Source organism: Streptomyces sp. NPDC093149 (genome assembly GCF_044754145.1).
Lineage (GTDB): Bacteria > Actinomycetota > Actinomycetes > Streptomycetales > Streptomycetaceae > Streptomyces.
Genome location: NZ_JBIVON010000003.1, coordinates 219,802 through 238,157, shown reverse-complemented (window position 1 = coordinate 238,157; position 18,356 = coordinate 219,802). Strand labels below are relative to the sequence as shown.

17 protein-coding genes are annotated in these 18,356 nt (G+C 71.7%); 15 read left to right on the top strand and 2 right to left on the bottom strand.

Annotated elements, in window-relative coordinates; all coding sequences use genetic code 11:
• Positions 1-149: 149 nt before the first annotated feature.
• On the bottom strand, positions 150-875 hold the full coding sequence (locus tag ACIQCZ_RS11625; RefSeq protein WP_376214932.1) for a response regulator transcription factor: 726 nt from the start codon (positions 873-875) through the stop codon (positions 150-152).
• A 226-nt stretch (positions 876-1,101) separates the two neighbouring features.
• Between ACIQCZ_RS11625 and ACIQCZ_RS11620 the strand changes: the two genes are divergently transcribed.
• The 15 genes from ACIQCZ_RS11620 to ACIQCZ_RS11550 all read left to right on the top strand — a co-directional run bounded on the left by ACIQCZ_RS11620 (position 1,102) and on the right by ACIQCZ_RS11550 (position 17,005).
• The gene (locus ACIQCZ_RS11620) at positions 1,102-2,394 is read left to right on the top strand and encodes a hydrolytic protein (RefSeq protein WP_402282151.1); all 1,293 of its coding nucleotides are present in this window, start codon (positions 1,102-1,104) and stop codon (positions 2,392-2,394) included.
• A gap of 723 nt (positions 2,395-3,117) precedes the next feature.
• Positions 3,118-4,647, top strand: a complete 1,530-nt coding sequence (locus ACIQCZ_RS11615) for a phage tail sheath family protein (RefSeq protein ID WP_402281585.1) — start codon at positions 3,118-3,120, stop codon at positions 4,645-4,647.
• Positions 4,648-4,686: 39 nt separating this feature from the next.
• On the top strand, positions 4,687-5,127 hold the full coding sequence (locus tag ACIQCZ_RS11610) for a phage tail protein (RefSeq protein ID WP_351083593.1): 441 nt from the start codon (positions 4,687-4,689) through the stop codon (positions 5,125-5,127).
• On the top strand, positions 5,124-5,618 hold the full coding sequence (locus ACIQCZ_RS11605) for a hypothetical protein (protein WP_402281584.1): 495 nt from the start codon (positions 5,124-5,126) through the stop codon (positions 5,616-5,618). Before ACIQCZ_RS11610 ends, ACIQCZ_RS11605 begins: the two co-directional genes overlap by 4 nt.
• Complete coding sequence (locus tag ACIQCZ_RS11600; protein WP_003966147.1) at positions 5,615-5,773, top strand: DUF6760 family protein; 159 nt, start codon at positions 5,615-5,617, stop codon at positions 5,771-5,773. The genes ACIQCZ_RS11605 and ACIQCZ_RS11600 overlap by 4 nt, the downstream gene beginning before the upstream one ends.
• A 2,587-nt stretch (positions 5,774-8,360) precedes the next feature.
• On the top strand, positions 8,361-8,756 hold the full coding sequence (locus tag ACIQCZ_RS11595; RefSeq protein WP_402281583.1) for a hypothetical protein: 396 nt from the start codon (positions 8,361-8,363) through the stop codon (positions 8,754-8,756).
• 54 nt (positions 8,757-8,810) lie between these two features.
• A complete protein-coding gene (locus tag ACIQCZ_RS11590) occupies positions 8,811-9,236 on the top strand; it encodes a phage tail protein (RefSeq protein ID WP_351083600.1) in 426 nt (141 codons plus the stop codon).
• Between the two features lie 61 nt (positions 9,237-9,297).
• Positions 9,298-10,020 carry a LysM peptidoglycan-binding domain-containing protein gene (locus ACIQCZ_RS11585; RefSeq protein ID WP_402281581.1) on the top strand — a complete coding sequence of 241 codons (723 nt, stop codon included), beginning with the start codon at positions 9,298-9,300 and terminating at the stop codon, positions 10,018-10,020.
• Positions 10,017-11,783 (top strand): VgrG-related protein, encoded by a 1,767-nt coding sequence (locus tag ACIQCZ_RS11580; protein ID WP_402281579.1) that lies wholly within the window; start codon positions 10,017-10,019, stop codon positions 11,781-11,783. The genes ACIQCZ_RS11585 and ACIQCZ_RS11580 overlap by 4 nt, the downstream gene beginning before the upstream one ends.
• Before the next feature lie 59 nt (positions 11,784-11,842).
• Positions 11,843-12,160, top strand: a complete 318-nt coding sequence (locus tag ACIQCZ_RS11575) for a PAAR domain-containing protein (RefSeq protein WP_402281577.1) — start codon at positions 11,843-11,845, stop codon at positions 12,158-12,160.
• The gene (locus ACIQCZ_RS11570; RefSeq protein ID WP_402281576.1) at positions 12,157-12,579 is read left to right on the top strand and encodes a GPW/gp25 family protein; all 423 of its coding nucleotides are present in this window, start codon (positions 12,157-12,159) and stop codon (positions 12,577-12,579) included. Before ACIQCZ_RS11575 ends, ACIQCZ_RS11570 begins: the two co-directional genes overlap by 4 nt.
• Positions 12,579-14,540 carry a putative baseplate assembly protein gene (locus ACIQCZ_RS11565; RefSeq protein ID WP_402281575.1) on the top strand — a complete coding sequence of 654 codons (1,962 nt, stop codon included), beginning with the start codon at positions 12,579-12,581 and terminating at the stop codon, positions 14,538-14,540. Before ACIQCZ_RS11570 ends, ACIQCZ_RS11565 begins: the two co-directional genes overlap by 1 nt.
• Entirely contained in the window at positions 14,537-15,100 is a 564-nt protein-coding gene (locus tag ACIQCZ_RS11560) for a phage tail protein (RefSeq protein ID WP_402281574.1), read from the top strand. The genes ACIQCZ_RS11565 and ACIQCZ_RS11560 overlap by 4 nt, the downstream gene beginning before the upstream one ends.
• A gap of 4 nt (positions 15,101-15,104) precedes the next feature.
• Entirely contained in the window at positions 15,105-16,247 is a 1,143-nt protein-coding gene (locus tag ACIQCZ_RS11555) for an NADase-type glycan-binding domain-containing protein (RefSeq protein WP_402281573.1), read from the top strand.
• Positions 16,248-16,546: 299 nt separating this feature from the next.
• The gene (locus ACIQCZ_RS11550; RefSeq protein WP_402281572.1) at positions 16,547-17,005 is read left to right on the top strand and encodes a CBS domain-containing protein; all 459 of its coding nucleotides are present in this window, start codon (positions 16,547-16,549) and stop codon (positions 17,003-17,005) included.
• Between the two features lie 316 nt (positions 17,006-17,321).
• On the opposite strand, the gene ACIQCZ_RS11545 is transcribed toward ACIQCZ_RS11550, so the two are convergent.
• Positions 17,322-18,350: an alpha/beta hydrolase gene (locus tag ACIQCZ_RS11545; RefSeq protein ID WP_402281571.1), complete on the bottom strand. Its 1,029-nt coding sequence runs from the start codon at positions 18,348-18,350 to the stop codon at positions 17,322-17,324.
• Positions 18,351-18,356 lie beyond the last annotated feature (6 nt).

Sequence of the window (18,356 nt, the reverse complement as noted above, 5' to 3'; positions counted from 1 at the left end):
GGCAGGCTTTGCCCCGTCGCGCCGTCCAGCACGCACGCTCGCGGCGTCGCCCAAAAATCCTGGAGCTCCGCTACAAGGACTTCCGGCCGCCTTGCCATCGCACGCACTGGACGACACTCCTCACGGGGCAAACACTGCCGGTCACGGCACTAGATGAGTCCGTGGCGCATGGCGTAGCCGACGGCGTGGGCCCGGTTGCGCAGTTCGAGCCGTGTCGCCACCTCGTGCAGGACGTTCTTGACGGTGCGTTCGGAGTACGAGGTCTTCTGCGCGATCTCCGCGGTGCCGAATCCCTCGGACACCAGCCTGATCATCTCCGCCTCCCGTGTCGTGAGGGTGGAGAGCGAGAGTCCCCGGGGGTCGAGGACCGTGCGCTGGAGGCTGCTGACGTGGTCGAGTAGCTTTCCGAGCAGGTCGCCCGGCAGCACGCCTTCACCGTTCGCTATCGCCGTCACCAGGTGGACGAGACGGTCCTGGTCGGCCTCTCCGCGCCTCAGCACGGCCGCGACGCCGCACTCGATCATGGTCTGGAGCGCACCCGATTCGAAGAATCCGACGACCAGGCCGGTGCGGGTCGTGGTGTTGCGCTGGAGACGCAGCAGGAGCTGGATGGTGGGCTCGTCCACCATGTCCACCACCACTAAGGAGACTTGGGCCCGTTCGGCCTCGGACTCCGCCAGCAGTTCTATCTCCGGCCGTGGGCGCAACTGGTGCACCATGCCGGTCTGGAGGATCAGGTCCTCCGCGTACACGGCCACGGAGACCCTGCCCTCGGCAGTCCTCCCGGCGCCGCCCTCCGCAGAGCGCTCGTGTGCAGCGGGCCTGCGGTACTGACCGCGTTCCGCCGCTCTGTTCTTCGTGTCTGTCGTCGTCATCGTTCCGTGCTCGTCTTTCTCAAGTGCTTCCGCCCGATGTGCCTTTCGCCGTTCTCACCCGCTCCGGTCATCGGCAGGGGGACCGGGCCCGGGGAGGGGTCGCGGGGACACCGTGCCGTTGGGCCGTCGGGGCACCACCCCTGCCCGCTCGTTGCCCTCGCGTCTCTGCTGCACGACCACCGAGGCGGATTAACGTCGCATCGTGACCACATCTGCCGAACTCGAAATGTCCACGGTGACGGTGTCGCCCGGCGCCGAGGCGACGACGACCCTGACCGTGCGCAACGACGGCGACATCGTCGAGGCCTACACGCTCGAAGTGGTCGGCGACTGCGCCGCGTGGAGCACCGTGGAGCCGGCGCGTGTGTCCCTCTACCCGGGCACCTCCGAGGTGGTGACCGTACGCCTCGCGCCGCCCCGGTCCCACGAGGTCCGGGCGGGCGAGATACCCCTGGGTGTCCGCGTTCTGCCCACGGAGCGCCCCGAGTCGGTCGCGGTCCCCGAGGCCACGGTGGTCGTCGAGCCCTTTCACGAGCTCCGGGCGGAGCTGGATCCGCGGCGACGCCGCGGCTGGCTGGGTGCCCGGTTCCGTACCTCGGTACAGAACATGGGGAACACCGCGGTCGATGTCGCTTTCACCGGCAAGCAGGCCGGCGAGGATCTCCGCCTGGCGTTCGTGCCGGGCCAACGGCGTCTGGAACCGGGCGAGTCCGCCGAGGTGCGCCTGCGGGTACGGGCCCGGAAGCTGATCTGGTTCGGCGAGCCGGTCTCCTGGCCGTTCGAGGTCGAGGCGGCCGAAGGTGCCGGGGTGGACACCGGCGGCGATGGGACCGGACGGACCGAGACGCTGTCGGGCGAGTTCGCTCAACTGCCGGTGCTGCCCAAATGGTTGCTGATCGTCCTGGCCGCGCTGCTCGCGCTGCTCATCGCGTGGTTCGCACTGGTCCGGCCCGCGGTGCGGAGCACGGCGAAGCAGGCGGGCACCGAGGCCGCGCAGAAGGAGAGGGCCCGCGACGAACAGCCGGGGGCGACCCCTTCGGGCGGCACGGGCAACCCGGCCGGTGGCCAGGGGCAAGGGGCCGGTCCGGGCGAGTCCACCGCGCCGGGAAGCTCCGGTACGGGCGGTTCCAATTCGACGGCGGGCGCGGGCGGCGGGAGCACTCAGCAGAGCTCGGCGACGATCGACGTGCAGACCCGGGCAGGGGCCGGGAAGGAGGGGACGTACCGGGTTCCGCAGGGGAAGACGTTCGGCGTCACGGACATCGTGGTGGCCAACTTCCAGGGGGACGAAGGGGTGCTGACCATCTCCTTCGGGGAGCGGAAGATCACCACCATCGCTCTGGAGACCTTTCGCAATCAGGACTATCACTGGGTCACCCCCATCCAGATTCCGGAGAACGCGACTGTCACCGCTTCCGTGACCTGTGCCAAACCTGGCACTCCGGCGACCGGAACTCAGGCTTCCAGGTGCCATCAGGTACTCAATGTCAGCGGCATACTGAGCGATCTCGCACGGTAGGAACAACAGCGCCGAACTTCCCGATTCCCCTCTGCGGGACGAGAACAGCAGAAATCCCGACCGGGGGGAACCCGGCTTGCCGGTCTTTGGCGGATCCCTTCCCCCGCGCATCCCGCGGGGCCGGGTCTCCCGAATCCCCGCGGGGCCGGGCCTCCCAGAATCCCCGCAGCGCCGCCGACCGGCGGGGAAGGCAGGCTGCCCGGGGACGGACCGATCCCCGCTGAGCCGTCGCCGACGCCTTCGGGCGGGACGCCGGGAGGTCCGGTCGGCGCGGCCCCGGGCGGTCCGACCGCGGACAACCCGGCCGCACAGTCAACCGCGTGGCGAATTCTGGCTGAAATTAATCGCCGAGGCATCGATTCCCCGACCACTGTGATCATTGACAGCCGCTCCGGGAATCCCGGGGAACGGGGAGATCACACACGCCGGCATTCACCGGCGCCGGACATCCGCCGGTCCGGCGAATCCCTCGTCTCCGAACCGGCCAGAACCTTCCGTGTATCCGGATTCCGTCTCGCCCTTGCACGACCGAACCGGGAAATGCGTCGAGCCGAGGATTGCGACGCCTGCCGCGAACGGTCCGCTCGGGGAAGCGTTCCCTGTCGTCCGGGTGCCTGGAAAGGCAGCGTCCTTGCCCCGTGCCCAGGACTTTGAGGCCTACTGTCCGCCGCGGCCGCGGGGCAAGACTGAACGGCGACCGAATGACCACCCGAAGGAGCGAGCATGCCGTCGTACCTCACCCCCGGTGTATACGTGGAGGAGGTGCAGTCCGGAGCGCGGCCCATCGAGGGAGTCGGCACCGCGGTCGCAGCCTTCGTCGGTTTCGCACAGACGGGCCCCTTCCACCGGCCGACACTGGTGACGAGCTGGGACCAGTACGTGCAGACCTTCGGCACCTTCGTCGCCGACACGTACCTGACGCTCGCCGTCCACGGCTACTTCGCCAACGGCGGCGGCGCGGCCTACATCGTGCGCATCGGCGGCGTCGCGCAGGACTCGGCGCAGGGATCCGCACCCGGAGCAACCCCGTCGGTCGCCCTCGGAGGTTTCCTGGTCTCCGCGCGGCCCGGTACGGGTGGGGACCTCTCCGTGGAGGTCGCCGACGCCGAGGGCGAGAACCCTCCGGAGGACCGGTTCCGGCTGCTGGTGCGGCAGGGCGGCAAGGTGGTGGAGACCTTCGACGTCTCCACCCGCAAGAGCGTCAAGGGCTACCTGGTCACGCAGGCCCGCCAGTCCAAGCTCATCGAGGTCACCGAGCAGCCCGGGGAGGCCCAGAGCCGCCCCGGGAACCAGAGCCTCTCCCTCGCGCCCGCCGCTGCCGCCCCGGGAACCGGAGTCGCACGGATCGACCCGGCCGAGTACGTCGGTGACGCCGCGGCCCGCACCGGGCTCGCCGGCCTCGAAGCGATCGACGAGATCACGATGGTCGCCGTTCCGGACCTGATGAGCGCCCACCGGCGCGGGGACATCGATGCCGAGGGCGTCAAGACCGTGCAACTGGCGGTGATTTCACACTGTGAGCAGATGGGCGACCGGGTGGCCGTCCTGGACTCTCCCCCGGGCATGAGCGCCCAGCAGGTCCGCACCTGGCGCAACGACGACGCCGGGTTCGACTCGCGCTACGCGACCGTGTACTACCCGTGGCTCAAGGTCCTCGACCCGGCGACCGGCCACAACTCCCTGGTGCCGCCGAGCGGTCACGTCGCCGGCGTCTGGGCGCGCAGCGACGGTGAGCGCGGGGTGCACAAGGCCCCCGCCAACGAGGTCATCCGCGGTGCGCTGGACCTGGAGCTCAGGCTCAGCAAGGGCGAGCAGGACCTGCTGAACCCGATCGGCGTCAACTGTGTGCGCGCCTTCCCCGGGCGCGGCATCCGGATCTGGGGCGCGCGCACCCTCTCGTCCGACCCGGCCTGGCGCTACCTCAACGTACGCCGCCTCTTCAACTACCTGGAGGAGTCGATCCTCCTGGGCACCCAATGGGTGGTGTTCGAACCGAACGACGACCGCCTGTGGTCGAGCATCCGGCGCAACGTCACCGCCTTCCTCACGGAGGAATGGCGCCGGGGCGCCCTCTTCGGCCGCACGGCCGAGGAGGCGTTCTACGTCAAGTGCGACCGCGACAACAATCCGCAGGAGTCGATCGACCTCGGCCAGGTCGTGTGCGAGATCGGCGTGGCGCCGGTGAAGCCCGCGGAGTTCGTGGTCTTCCGTCTCGCACAGTTCTCCGACAGCACCAGCCTCGTCAACGAGTGACCCGGCAGGGTCCGCAAACGGAACAGGTGACACAGAGTCATGGCAGAGGGCGACGCTCTTTCCACCCACGTCTTCGGCGTGCAGCTCGGCGGCTACCTCGTCGAGTCGATCCAAGAGGTCAGCGGTCTGACCGTCGAGGAGGAAGTCGTCGAGGTCCGTCAAGTGACCGCCGAGGGCAAGCAGATCATCCGCAAGCAGCCCGGCGCACGCCAGGCGGGCGAGGTGACGATCACCCGCGGAATCGACCAGAGCAGCGAGTTCACCAACTGGATCAAGGAGACGCTCAACAAGGGGGCCGTCGACACCGCGCGCCAGAACCTGACCATCGAGATCAAGGACTCGAAGGGTGACACGGTCCGGCGCATCCAGCTGATGCAGGGGTGGGCCAGCAAGTGGGAGGGCCCCTCGCTGAAGGCCGGCGAGTCCAGCGCGGCCACCGAGACGGTCACCATCACCTTCGAGGAGATCGTGGTCGAATGAGGCGCAGGACCGTTACGTCGGGTGGGCTCGACGACGTCCTCGACGGACTCGTGCCCGCCTCGCCCGCCGCACACGAGGAGGCTTCCGCGCCGTCTCCGTCCAAGGCGCGGGACCGGGAGGAACTGCGTACGGAGTTCGATTTCGAGCTTCCGCGCGGATACGTCGACGACGAGGGCCAGGTGCACCGGCACGGCTCGATGCGTCTGGCGACGGCGCGGGACGAGCTGCGTCCGCAGATCGACCTGCGGGTGAAGGAGAACCCGGCGTACCTGTCCGTGGTGCTGCTGAGTCAGGTCATCACCCAGCTCGGCACCATCACCGATGTGCACGCCGGGGTGGTCGAGCGGATGTACGCCACGGATGTGGCGTTCCTCCAGGACTTCTACCGCCGGATCAACAGCGAGGGCCACACGCACGCAGCGGTGACGTGTCCGCTGTGCCACGGATCGTTCGAGGTGGACCTCTCGGGTGGGCGCCTGGGGGAATCGTGACGTACGCGCTTCCCCGCCTGCGGGAGGAGATCGCGTACGTGGCCTACCACTTCCATTGGCAGCGTGAGGACATTCTCGACCTCACGCACGGCGAGCGTCAGCAGTGGGTGCGGGAGATAGCGCGGATCAACACCCGCGTCAACGAAGGCGGGTGATCGTGTGGGGTTCGGGGACTGGTTCCGCCGAGGGGACCGGCAGCGGTCCGTCAGGTCCTCCCCCGGCGGGGCCGAGGCCGGTGGCGGAAGCAGTCCGGTACCGGAGACCGGCCGGGACGACAGCGCGACCGGTCGACGCGACGACGGCTGGGACGGCGGCTGGCGGCAGGTCGCGCCGCCGACGGTGACCGTCGCCCGCTCCTCGATCGGGGTGAGCGACGGGCTGCGGTTCAGGTCCGGGCTCGCGTCGTGGCAGAACGTCGCGTTCGGCGGCGAACTCGGCCATGCCGTACTGCCGTCCGCACCGGTGGGCCTCATCCATGGCGTCGCCCGTCCGGGCGGCGCGCGTGCTGGCTCTCCCGGTGGGCCACTGCTGCTGCGTGCCGCCCGGGCGGGTGCGGACGGGGAGGCGGAGGCTGCGACGGACCTGACACCTGCCTCGGCAGGCGGCACGACGCGCAGCGGCGCAACCGCCGGGAAACCGGTTGCTGCAACCGTCCAGCGGTCGGGCGCCACGGCGTCCCCCGGCACTGCCGGGGGCGGCGCAGCCGCTCCGGAAGCCACTGCGGGGACGGCCCCCGCACAGGGGACGTCGGCCAGGCGACCGGCCGCCACTCCGACGCCGACGCCACTGCACCCGGCACGCACCGGACCGGCACCGGCCGCGTCACAGCAGGCCGGCCCCTCGGCCGTACGTCCGCGACGGACCGCCCCGCCCCTGATCGTCGCGCGGCGTCCGGCGATGGTCCTCCGGCACATCGCCGGGATCGCGCCGACCGCGGCCTCCGCGCCCGCCGTCCCGGTCACCACCACCGACGTGCGGCAGACCGCACCGGATCGGTCGGGCGGCTCCGGCCGGTCGGTTCCCGCTGCCCCACCGGGCGCCGCACCACCGCCGGACCGCGCCACCTCCCTCCCCGCCACCACGACGATGCGCCCCGCCCTGGGCAATCCCCTGCGGGAACTGCCCGCCGGGGCCGTACCCGCCGGCCCGGCGGGGCGACGCGGGGTGGTGCCCACCGAGCCGGCCGGGCAGCAGGAAGCGGGCATGCCCGTGCTTCAACGGCAGGCACCGGATGCGGCAGCAGCCCCCGCGGTGACCACGCCGACGCCGACGCCGGCGGCGACGAAGCCGTCGGCGCGTCAGCAGCCGTCGGCGCGTCACCTGCCTTCGCCACAGGCGCACTCCCCGAATGCGACCCCGCAGCCTCTGCCGAACCGGTCGGCACCGGATCCGGGACAGGCATCGAGGTCCGGGCCGGAAGGGGCGCACCACCCCGGCGGACACAAGCCGTCGAAACCTTCGGTTCGCCCGGGGTCACGGCAGTCACCGCAGTCACCGCAGTCACCGGAGCCCGACGGGGCCGGCTCACCGGCTCGTACCCGTGCCGGGATCGGCAGCCCCCTCCCTTCCCTTCCGCCGACGGCCAGGCTCCGGAGCGACGCCCCGCTGCTCGGTGACGGCCGTCGGACACAGCCGGGCACCTCGGGATCCCGGCCGGGCACGCCTTCGGCGGGAGAGCCCACGGCGCCCCTGACCTCCGCACCGGCCGGTCCCGCACAGCCGTCGGCACCGCTGAACACTCCTCCCGGGATGCCGGTCCGCTCGTCTCCCGTGCCCGCCCCCTCCACCGATTCCGTACCGGAATCCGCGACTGTCCGGCGCACGGTGGACACCATGCGCACGGGCACCCCTGCCACCGCCCCTGGCCCTTCGGCTCCCGCCGCGCCGGTACGTGCCCGGAGGATCGCACCGCAGCGGGAGGGAGGACAGCCACCCGGGCCCGCCGCCGGGACCAGCGGGCAGTCGCCCACCGTCCAGCGGTCGCGGGCCCTGCTGGCGGCCAGGGCCCTGAAGGTGAGCACCGGCACCGGTGAGGGCTTCTCGGCGCCGACGGCGACGGCGGGCAGTACGGCACGGCCCGTGGTGCCGGCCACCTGGCGTCGTGACGTACGGCAGCCGGGGTCCGATGCGCCGTCACCGGGACACGGGAGTTCGGGAACCGCGGAGCACCGGACGCCATCGGCCGCGGCGCCCCGGCGGACAGCCCCTCCCCCGCGCACTCGTCCCGTCGAGTCCTCGCCGCCGCGCCGGACCCGTGCGGCCGGCTCGGCACCGGCGCCCCAGGGACCGGCTCCCGGCGACACCGTCCAGCGTTCCGTGCCCGGGAACCCGACGCGCGGCACTGCCCGGAGCGCGGCACCCTCGGGCCGGACGGCCGCCGGCGATCCCGGTCGTGCTCCGGTGTCCGGCGCCGGCCCGACGGGTCGCCGACCGCCGGCCGGCGGCTCGTTCCTGCGACTCGTACGGCGCTCGGCACCCGGCGGCGCGACGGCGCCTGCGGCGCGGCTGCTCGGCGCGCACCGGCCGGAGCGGCCGGAGGGGGAGCCCGCGGAGCCACGCTCCGCCGGCCTCGCCGGACCACGGTCCCCGGCGCCTCGACCCGCACCAGCCACCCCGTACGCGTCCCCCTCCGCGGCATCCCTGCCGTCCGTCGCCCAGCCGGTTCCGGTCGTGCGCCCGCATCCGCCCGCACCGGCCCGGCCGGGAGCAGCCACCGCACCGGTTCAACGGACGGCGACGCCGGTGGTGCCGGAGTCCGCCGGACCCACCACCACCGGGCCGGTGGCCGGCGACGGTGCTCCACTCGCCGGACCGCCGGGCCTGTCGGTACGGGTTGCGCGACGCGCACCCGCCGCGGCGGCCGGAGCCGTCGAACCCGGGACGGCGGCTCAGGCGCTTCAGCGTCGCGCGGCGGACGCCGGAATCACCGGTGTTCCGGTGAGGGCGGCCCCGGTGAAGCCCGTCGAGCCGTCGCGAAGCGGATCGGCCGACACGGACGCTCCGGCCGCGAACCGGATCACCGGGACGGACATCGAGGAACTGGCCCGTCGTCTGCTCGACCCGGTGAGCCGGCTGATCCGCGCGGACCTGCGCAGAGGACGGGAGCGTGCCGGACGGTTGTACGACGGTCGCCGCTGACGACGGCCCCGCACGGCACGGCACTCGGGAATCGGCAGAGAAGAAGAGAAGCACATGACGGACAACATCTTCGCGACGAGCGTGTTCTTCAAGCTCGTGATCGGGGGCAGTGACCTGGGCGCCTTCCACACCTGCTCGGGGCTGGGCGCCGAGGTGGAGCTGGAGCAGTACGCCGAGGGCGGGAACAACGACTTCACCTGGCAGTTGCCGGGGCGGATCACCTGGACCAACATCACGCTGACCCGCCCGGTCACCGCCGACACACTCAAGATCGCGCGGTGGCTCAACGAGACGATCCAGCGGGTCGAGCGCAAGGACGGCGAGATCGTCGCGCTGCGTCCGGACCTCAGTCGGATCATCAGCTGGCAGGTGCACGGCATCGTGCCGGTGCGCTGGCAGGGGCCGTCCTTCGACCCCGCCAGCTCCCAGGCGGCGGTCGAGACGCTGGAGATCGCGCACGAGGGCCTGGAGCCATCCTGATGCATCGTCAATTCCACTGCCGTGGAACGGCAAAGAGAGAAGCCCGGGAAGGAGGAGCGCCATGTCACCCGCTGTCCGTACGAGCCGTGCCCGCGCCCAGCTGACCATCATGGAACCGCCGTCGGCCGTCGGCGCCAGGCCGGGCGGGAACCTCGCCCGGCTCACGTTGCAGTTCAATCCGGCGAAGCTGTCGCTGAGCAAGAGCACCGAGTGGCGCCGTACGCCGTCCCGGATGGCCGGGCAGTCCGCGCTGCCCGAATTCGTGGGCAGCGGGCCCCGGGCGTTGTCCCTGGAGGTCTTCCTGGATGCCACGGCCACCCATGACAACTCGGTGGAGAAGGCGGTGGAACAGCTGATGCTGGCCTGTGTGCCCACCCCGAGCAGCCTGGCCCGCAAGACGCCCGCCAGCCCCTGGGTGCGCTTCGACTGGGGCACGTCGAAGACGACCTCGTTCGACGGCGTGCTGTCCAACCTCTCCGTCTCGTACACGTTGTTCGACGTCGACGGGAAGCCGTTGCGCGCCACCTGCTCGCTGTCGATCGAGGAGGCGAGCGTCGACCCGGCCGGCCAGAACCCCTCGTCGGGCTCACGGGAGGCACGGCGTACCCACCGGGTCGTCGTCGGTGACAGCCTGCCGCTGCTCGCGTGGCGGGAGTACGGCGATGCCACCGCGTGGCGCACGATCGCGGACGCCAACGACATAGACGACCCGATGCAGTTGATCCCCGGCAGGGAGCTGGTCGTGCCAGGACTGGAAGATCACACCTCGGAGGGAGGCCGGTGACCGCCCCGGGACGCTCCTTCGCCGCCGACCCGATCGTCGAGGCCCCTGGTGAACTGCCGGCGGCCTGGGCGGCCCAGCTCGTCAGCTGCGTGGTCGACGAGAACGTCGGCCTGCCGGACACCGCCGTGCTGATGTATCGGGACCCCGATCACAAGCTGCTCACCGCCACCGGTCTCACCATAGGCACGCCGCTGAAGATATCCGTGGTAACCGTGCAGGAGCGGGTGCGCGAGCGGCTGTTCACCGGTGAGGTCACGGCGGTCGAGCTGGACAGCGACACCACCGGTTCGTTCACGGTCGTCCGGGCGTTCTCCAAGGCCCACCGACTCCAGCGCGGACGGAAGGTGGTGGCCTACCGCAACATGAGGACCGCGGACATCGTCCGCAAGGTCGCCGCGGGCGCCGGGCTCGCCTGCGGAAGGATCGAGGCCGCGCCCATCACGTACAAGCAGCTGACCCAGCCCAATGTCTCCGACTGGGAGTTCCTCCAGTACCTCGCGGGCGAGAGCGGCGCGCACGTGCGGGTGGACGACAAGGGCCTGTTGCAGTTCGTGAAGGCGAAGCCCGCCTCGTCGGCGCCCTCGCCCGCCACTTCGGCCACCCGGCATCCGATGGTTCTGGAGTACGGACGCAACCTGCTGGCCCTGCGGGCCGTGCTGACCGGCGCGGACGGGGCGGACAGTGTGGAGGTGCGCGGCTGGAACGTCGACACCAAGACGCGGCTGGTGGCCCGCGAGCAGTCCGTCCGCAGCGACACCGTGTCCCCCGGGATGAGCCCGTCGCTGGCGGCCGGGGCATTCGGCGCGAACGCCCGGATGACGGTCACCGACACTCCGTACCGGACCCAGGCCGAGACCACCGCCGTGGCCGGTGCGGTGGCCGCGTCGGTGAGCTCCGGGTTCGGCGAGATCGAGGCGGTCGCCGAGGGCAACCCCCGGCTGCGGGCGGGCGAGCCGGTGGCCCTCGGCAACGTCGGGCCCGCGTTCGCCGGGCGCTACACGGCGACCGCCGCGCATCACGTCCTCGAACCGAACGGCGGCTACCGCACGACCGTGGTGGTGAGCGCGGCGCCCGACCGTTCGCTGGCGGGACTGACCAGCGGTGCGAACGCACCCTCACGCGGCCCACGCATGCCGGGTCTCGCGATCGGCGTGGTCACCGACATCCGCGAGGGGAAGACCGAACGGGGCTGGGTCCGGCTGAAGTTCCCCTGGCTCGACGACACCTATGTGACCGACTGGGTCCGTACGGTGCAGTGGGGCGGCCAGGGCGGCGGCGGGGTGTTCAGCCCCGAGGTCAACGACGAGGTGCTGGTCGGGTTCGAGCAGGGGCTCCTGGACAGCCCCTACGTGCTGGGCGGCCTCTACAACGGGGTCGACAAGCCGTCGCCGCACGACGTGCCGCTGGTCGATCCGACCAGCGGCAAGGTCAACCGCCGTTCGCTGGTCTCCCGTTCCGGCAACCGGCTCGAACTGCTGGACGCCCCGCGCGGGCCGTCCGGTGTCCGGCTGGCCAGTGGCGACAAGCGGCTCGACGTCACGCTGGACGAGCGACGGAGCGAGATCGCGCTGAAGGTGTTCGCCCCCGGCGGTACCCGGGTGCTGAGCTCCGTGATCCTCTCCGCATCCGGCATCACGCTCGACGCGGGTACGGGTGAGGTGAACGTGAAGGGACGCTCGGTGACCGTCAACGGCAGAACGGGGGTCACCGTGGACGGCGGACTGCTCGCCGTCCTCAAGGCCAAGCTCATCCGCATCAACTGACACCCCCAGGCCGCCCGACAGCGGCAGAAGTCCCTTTCACAGCAAGGAGCACAGCGACCATGCCCCCCGCAGCCCGCACGGGCGACACCACCGTTCACGGCGGCCTCATCGGCACCCCGCCACCGGGTGCCGCGGCCGTGGCCACCGTGCTGATCGGCGGCAGGCCGGCGGCCGTCGTCGGCAGCCTGCACGTGTGTGTGGTCCCCCCGCACGCCGCGCTCGGGCCCGGAAACGTCATCCTGCCCAACCCCGCCGCCGCGGCCACCGGCCCGGTGCTGATCGGCGGGCTGCCTGCCGCCCGCATGCGGGACAGCACCAGTTGCGGCGCGGTGATCACCAGCGGCGCGCCGGACGTCCTGATCGGGGGCCCGGTGTGAGCGGCGGCTTCATCGGACGCGGCTGGGGCTTCCCCTTGCGGGTCGGCCCCACGGGCGGCATCGGCATGGTCGAGCGGGACCAGGAGATCGAGGAGGCGATCGGGCTGATCCTCGGCACGGCACCGGGCGAGCGGCCGATGCGCCCGGAGTTCGGCTGCGGCATCCACGACTACGTCTTCGCACCCGGTGACGGCGCCACCGCCGGGCGCGTCGCGCACGAGGTCCGCACATCGCTGGAGCGCTGGGAGCCTCGCATAGAGGTGACCGACGTGGTGATCGCGTTCGACGCCGTCGAGGAGGGCACCTTGTACATCGACGTGCACTACACCGTGCGCGCCACGAACGACCTGCGCAACCTCGTCTTCCCCTTCTACACCATCCCCTCCTCCGAGGGCTTCGAGGAAGCGGGAGTGCGCTGATGGCCCTGCCCTCACCCAATCTGGACGACCGGCGTTTCCAGCAACTCGTCGACGAGGCCAAGCGGTACGTCCAGCAGCGCTCTCCCGAGTGGACCGACCACAACGTGTCGGACCCCGGGGTCACGCTCATCGAGACGTTCGCTTACATGGTCGACCAGTTGCTGTACCGGCTGAACCGGGTGCCGGACAAGAACTACTCGGCCTTCCTCGACCTGCTGGGCGTCACACTGTTCCCGCCGACGGCGGCGCGGGCGGAGGTCGACTTCTGGCTGTCGGCCCCGCAACCGGAGACCGTGCTGCTCCCGGCGGGCACGGAGGTCGCCACCTCGCGCGGCGAGGCCGAGGAGGCGGTGGTGTTCTCCACCCCCGACGACCTCTCCATCGTGCCGAGTTCGCTGTCCCGGCTGGTCACCGCGCCGGTGTCGGGCGAGCAGACCGACCGCACCGCGCCGCTCGGCGCGCACCAGGACATCCCGTGTTTCCAGGCCCGTCCGGAGCCGGGCGACGCCGTGCTGTTCGGACTGCCGACCGCCGTTCCCCGGTGCATCGTCGCCGTACGCCTGGACAGCCGCGTGGAAGGCGTGGGCGTCGACCCGCGGCAGCCGCCGCTGGTGTGGGAGGCGTGGGACGGTGCCCGCTGGGTCACGTGCCGGACGGGCAGCGACAGCACCGGCGGCCTGAACAGACCCGGCGAGGTCATCGTGTTCGTCCCCGCCGGGCACACCGCGTCGGTGGCCGCGGGAACCCGGGCGGGGTGGCTGCGCTGCCGGGTCACCGCGCCGGAACCGGGCCAGCCGTTCTACTCCGAGTCGCCGACGATCCGGGAGGCCGAGGTGTTCACCGTCGGCGGCACCACGGACGTCGAGCACGCGGAGACCGTCCGCGACGTTCCGCTCGGGGTCTCCGAAGGCGTCGCCGGGCAGAGGTTCTCCGTGAGCAGGGCACCGCTGCTGCTGGACGGGGAGGCTCCGGTCGTCCAGGTGTCCTCCGCGGAGGGCTGGCAGTCCTGGACCGCCGTGGAGCACTTCGGTGCCTCCTCCCCGGACGACCGGCACGTGCGGATCGACGCCGCCTCCGGCGAGTTCGTGTTCCCCCCGGAGGTACGCGAGCCGGACGGGACGATGCGCGCGTACGGAGCGGTGCCGGAGAAGGGCGCACAGCTGCGGGTCCCTCGCTACCGGACGGGCGGCGGGGCGGCCGGGAACGTCGCCCGGGGCGCCATCCGCGTGCTGCGCAGCTCGGTGCCGTACGTGGCGGGCGTCGACAACCGCGAGGCTGCCCGGGGCGGGGTCGACGGCGAGACGGTGGAGAACGCGAAGGTCCGGGCGCCCCACATCCTCCGGGTGCAGGAGCGGGCGGTCACGGCCGAGGACCACGAGATCATCGCCCGTGAGGCCGCGCCTTCCCTGCGCCGGGTCAAGTGCCTGCCCGCCGTTGCGGGTGAGGGCGGTGCGGTACGGGTCCTGGTGGTGCCCGACGCGGTCTCCGACGAGGGCGGCCAGCTGCGGTTCGAGCAGCTGATCCCGCCGGACTCCGTGCTCTCGACGGTCGCGGCGCGGCTCGACGAGCGGCGGCTGGTCGGCACCCGGCTGGTGGTGGAACCGCCGACGTACCAGGGCGTCACCGTGGTCGCGAGGCTGGTGGCGGCCGACGGTGACGTGGACCGGGTCCGCGCCGAGGCGCTCTCGGCGCTGTTCCGCCACATCGACCCCCTGCGGGGCGGCGTGGACGGGCAGGGATGGCCGTTCGGCAGGCCCGTGCAGTACGGCGAGGTCTTCGCCGTGCTGCAGGGCGTACGGGGGGTGGGCCTGGTGGACGAGGTACGGCTGTTCCCCGCGGACCCGATCACCGGGCGACGCGGGGCGGCGCAGGATCGGATCGACGTCGCCCCGGGCGCCCTGGTGTTCTCGCACCAGCATCAGGTCGTGGTCACCGCGGGCGGGGCCGGTGACGGCTCATGACCAGGGCTGCGGTACCGGGTCTCGCCAGCCGCTATCCGATCGGCGGTCTGCTGCCCGGCTTGTACGCGGACGACGACCTGGCCCAGCGGTTCACGGCGGGCCTCGACACCGTCCTGGCGCCCGTCCTGTCCACCCTGGACAATCTCCCCGCCTACTTCGACCCGGCGCTGGCCCCGGCCGACTTCCTGCCCTGGCTGTCGTCGTGGGTGGGCGCGGGCATCGATCCCGCGTGGCCCGAGGAGCTGCGGCGGGCCGTCGTCGCCCGCGCCGTCGAACTGCACCGGTGGCGCGGCACCCGCCGCGGCCTGGTCGAACATCTCCGGCTCTGCTTCGGTGTCCACGCCGACATCCGGGACGGCGGCGGCGTCGCGTGGTCGTCCGAGCCCGGCACCGCACTTCCCCCGGCTCCGACCGGCGAACTGCTGGTCCGGGTCTGGGCGGTGGGCGGGGGGCCGGTGGACGCGAGCCGCGTCCTGGACGTCGTGGCGGCCTCGTGCCCCGTACATCTCACGTGCCGGGTGGAGATCCTGCCGGGCCCGCCAGCAGAGACAGGAGGCTGATGCGATGCGTTCGTGTCCGGCGTGCGGTTCGGCCAACCGCGAGGACGACGACTTCTGCGGGAACTGCGGTTCCTATCTGGGCTGGTCCTCCCGGGCGGCGCGGAACCCACCCGCCACCAACGATGTTGACGAGTCATCAGATCACTCGGGATCGGCCGGCCCGACGACCGGCACCCCGGTCAACCCCGCCACCGGCACCACCCCGGACGCCACGGACCCCGCGCCCGGTAGCCCGCCGGTGGAACCCACCCGGTCGCGCACACCGGAACCTTCCGGGCCGCCGCCCGCGGAACCCGCGCCCGCCCCCGAGCCGCCCCCACGCCCGGCACAGCCCGCCCCCGTACGGCCGGAACCATCGGCGGACGACACTCCCGTGGTCGCGGTGCGGCCGGCCGAACCGATCGCACGGCGGCCCGTCGTCAGGCCCGTGGCGGCCGAGGAGGAACCGGACGGGCCGCCGTGCCCGGCGTGCGGCACCCCGAATCTGCCGGGGCGCCGGTTCTGTCGGCGCTGCGCCGCACCGCTGCAGACCCGGGAGCAGCCGAAGCCGCTGCCCTGGTGGCGCACGGTGTGGCCGTTCCGCCGCCGGGTGCGGACCGGATCCGGCCGGGTGCTGCGGCGGACCCTGCTGGCGCTGGCGGTCGTGGGGCTGCTGTTCGCGGGCTTCCTGCTCCTGCCGGCCGGCCGCTATGTCTACGAGGACGTGCGGGACAAGCTCGGCGGAACGGCGGAGATCAGCCCGGCCGAGACCACGGCGAGCTCGCGGGCATCCGGCCATCCCGCTGCCTCGGCCGTCGACGGACTGACCAACACGTACTGGGGGGCGCCCACGCTCGGCTCGTCACTGACCTGCGTCTTCGACAAGCCGTTCCGACTCGTCGGCGTCGTGGTGCACACCGGTGTGTCGAAGGAGCCCCGGGAGTTCCGGCAGGGGGCCAGGCCGACGCAAGCCGATCTGATCGTCACCACGTCGGACGGTGAGGTCCACGAGAAGGCGGTGACGTTCGCCGACAAGCCGGGCCCCCAGACGGTGCGGACCGGCATCAGCGATGTCGTCTCCGTCCGGCTCGTTCTGCGGGCCGCGGCCGGTCGGGGCGAGGGGCGGCCGATCGCGATCGGGGAGGTCGAATTCTTCAAGCGAACCTGAGGTGGAACAACCCGCCTGGCGACGTACGACAACACCCTCCGGTTCACCACCGAGCCGGACGGCGACGCGTTCACGTCGCTGAACGCCGTGAAAGACACGACCACCCGCACACCGGGGGCCGCGGTCGGAGCTGCGGGTTCGGGCTCCGCGGCAGCTGTTGTCGGGAGCGCACGCATCCGGTCCCGTCGGGTGCGGCGCTCGGGATCCCCGTATCGCGGACGCCTCCGGGGAGCGGTGTTGAGCCGTTCGTGTTGTGATCGATTGGGAAAGAGAAGCTCTGTCGGGAACGGGAGGAAGTCATGGCTGAGAAGCTGCGAGCGCGAGACATCATGTCCGGCGGCGTGCAGTGCGTCGGCGCGCACCAGTCGCTGTTCGACGTGGCGAAGATGATGCGCGACCTGAACGTCGGTTGCCTGCCCATCTGCGGCGACAACAACAAGCTCACAGGCCTGATCACCGACCGTGACATCATCGTCAAATGCTGTGCCGAGGGCATCGACCCGGCAACCGTGCAGGCTGGATCGCTCAATGCCAAGGTGCACTGGATCGATGCCGAGGCGGACGCCACCGATGTCCTGACCACCATGGAGGAACACCAGATCAAGCGGTTGCCGGTGATCGACGTCCAAGGCGGCCACCGTCTGATCGGCATGATCACGGAGGCCAATCTCGCGAAGAATCTGAGCGACGAACAGATCGCCGAGTTCGCGAGCCGCGTGTACGCGGTCGCCGGGACGTCCGGTCGGTCCGCAGGCTGAAGCCGGTCAAAACCCTTCGCCGAATCCCCGGAGGAGCCCAGCCGGGTCGTCCGTGATGGATGCCGCCCGGCAGGACGGAGGCGCCTCTGTACGCAGCCGAGGCCCCTGTACCGCACGCCGCACCGGTCCTCGCCACTTCGCAGGGCATCGCCATCGGTCGCGGGCCCGGGCCTCGGCGCGTCCTCATGACGCCGTCCAGGCGGTCGGAGAACTGCCGGGGCCGAAGAGGCCGGCGGCGCCGATGAGCGGTACGGTCACGCGATCCCGGCCCCGAGGATCCGGTCACAAGGCCCCGAGGATCCGGTCACAAGACCGTTCAGCCATCGGCCCTCAGGGCCTGGAGGAGCATCGGCAACGAGGCGTGCAACTCACGCTGCCAGTACGCCCAGCCGTGGGTCCCCGGCCCGTAGAAGTGGGTGGTGACGTGCTTCGCGCCCCTGCGTTCGAGCTCGCTCGCAAGGGCCTGGTTCTGCCTGTTGAAGTCCGCCTCGAGTGCGCTCGTCGTGCCCGGCGGGTCCAAGGGGCCGGTGGTGCCGTCACCGCACGACAGGTAGACGGGGATCGATCTGAGGTGCTTGGCCAGGTGGAACGGGTCGTGGGACGCCCAGACGTCACGCTGCGCGACCGGGTCGCCCCAGACCCTCAGCGGGTCGTTTCCCTGACCGGCGAAGAACCCCATGATGCGGTCCACCGACTCGTCGTTCAGGAGCGGGTGCACGGAGCCCGAGTAGGCCGCGGCGGCCTTGAACATCCCGGGGTGGCGGGCGGCATACAGCAGAGCGCCCTGGCCACCCATCGAGAGCCCCGCCACGACGCGGTTGCTGCTCGCCCCCCAGCCGTGCTCAAGAAGGAGGCGCAACTCCTTGGTGTGGAAGGTCTCCCACGCGGGGTCACCGCCCCGGCCGTGGTTCCACCAGTCGCTGTACCAGCCGTTCCAGCCGGCCTCCGGCATGACCACGAGGACATCGCGCAGGCTGTCGGTCCGTGCGATGTCGGTCCGAGCGGTCCACGACGTGTAGTCCCCGCAGCAACCGTGCAGCAGCCAGAGCGTCGGCCAGTGCCGGCCCCGGTCGCCCGGGTCCCAGCCATCGGGCGTGAGCAGACGTACGTTCACCGTCCGCCCGCCGAGGGCCGGTGAGCGGACCGACAGGTCGACCTGCCGCTCGGCGACCTGCGTGACCGCGACGACCTCGGCGCCTCTGGACGGGGCGCCGGACCCGCCCGTCTCCCGTGCGGCCGACACGGTCGGCACGGTGGCGTGCGCCGGTGTGGTCGATGCCAGGGCGAGCAACAGCGCGGCAAGGGCGAGCAGAAGGCGGAATCGGCGGATCGGGACGGCGGTCATGACGGC

Coding starts and splice junctions, on each gene's coding strand:
- ACIQCZ_RS11625 (WP_376214932.1), bottom strand. CDS start 875: ATGACGACGACAGACACGAAGAACAGAGCGGCGGAACGCGGTCAGTAC.
- ACIQCZ_RS11620 (WP_402282151.1), top strand. CDS start 1,102: ATGTCCACGGTGACGGTGTCGCCCGGCGCCGAGGCGACGACGACCCTG.
- ACIQCZ_RS11615 (WP_402281585.1), top strand. CDS start 3,118: ATGCCGTCGTACCTCACCCCCGGTGTATACGTGGAGGAGGTGCAGTCC.
- ACIQCZ_RS11610 (WP_351083593.1), top strand. CDS start 4,687: ATGGCAGAGGGCGACGCTCTTTCCACCCACGTCTTCGGCGTGCAGCTC.
- ACIQCZ_RS11605 (WP_402281584.1), top strand. CDS start 5,124: ATGAGGCGCAGGACCGTTACGTCGGGTGGGCTCGACGACGTCCTCGAC.
- ACIQCZ_RS11590 (WP_351083600.1), top strand. CDS start 8,811: ATGACGGACAACATCTTCGCGACGAGCGTGTTCTTCAAGCTCGTGATC.
- ACIQCZ_RS11585 (WP_402281581.1), top strand. CDS start 9,298: ATGTCACCCGCTGTCCGTACGAGCCGTGCCCGCGCCCAGCTGACCATC.
- ACIQCZ_RS11575 (WP_402281577.1), top strand. CDS start 11,843: ATGCCCCCCGCAGCCCGCACGGGCGACACCACCGTTCACGGCGGCCTC.
- ACIQCZ_RS11565 (WP_402281575.1), top strand. CDS start 12,579: ATGGCCCTGCCCTCACCCAATCTGGACGACCGGCGTTTCCAGCAACTC.
- ACIQCZ_RS11560 (WP_402281574.1), top strand. CDS start 14,537: ATGACCAGGGCTGCGGTACCGGGTCTCGCCAGCCGCTATCCGATCGGC.
- ACIQCZ_RS11555 (WP_402281573.1), top strand. CDS start 15,105: ATGCGTTCGTGTCCGGCGTGCGGTTCGGCCAACCGCGAGGACGACGAC.
- ACIQCZ_RS11550 (WP_402281572.1), top strand. CDS start 16,547: ATGGCTGAGAAGCTGCGAGCGCGAGACATCATGTCCGGCGGCGTGCAG.
- ACIQCZ_RS11545 (WP_402281571.1), bottom strand. CDS start 18,350: ATGACCGCCGTCCCGATCCGCCGATTCCGCCTTCTGCTCGCCCTTGCC.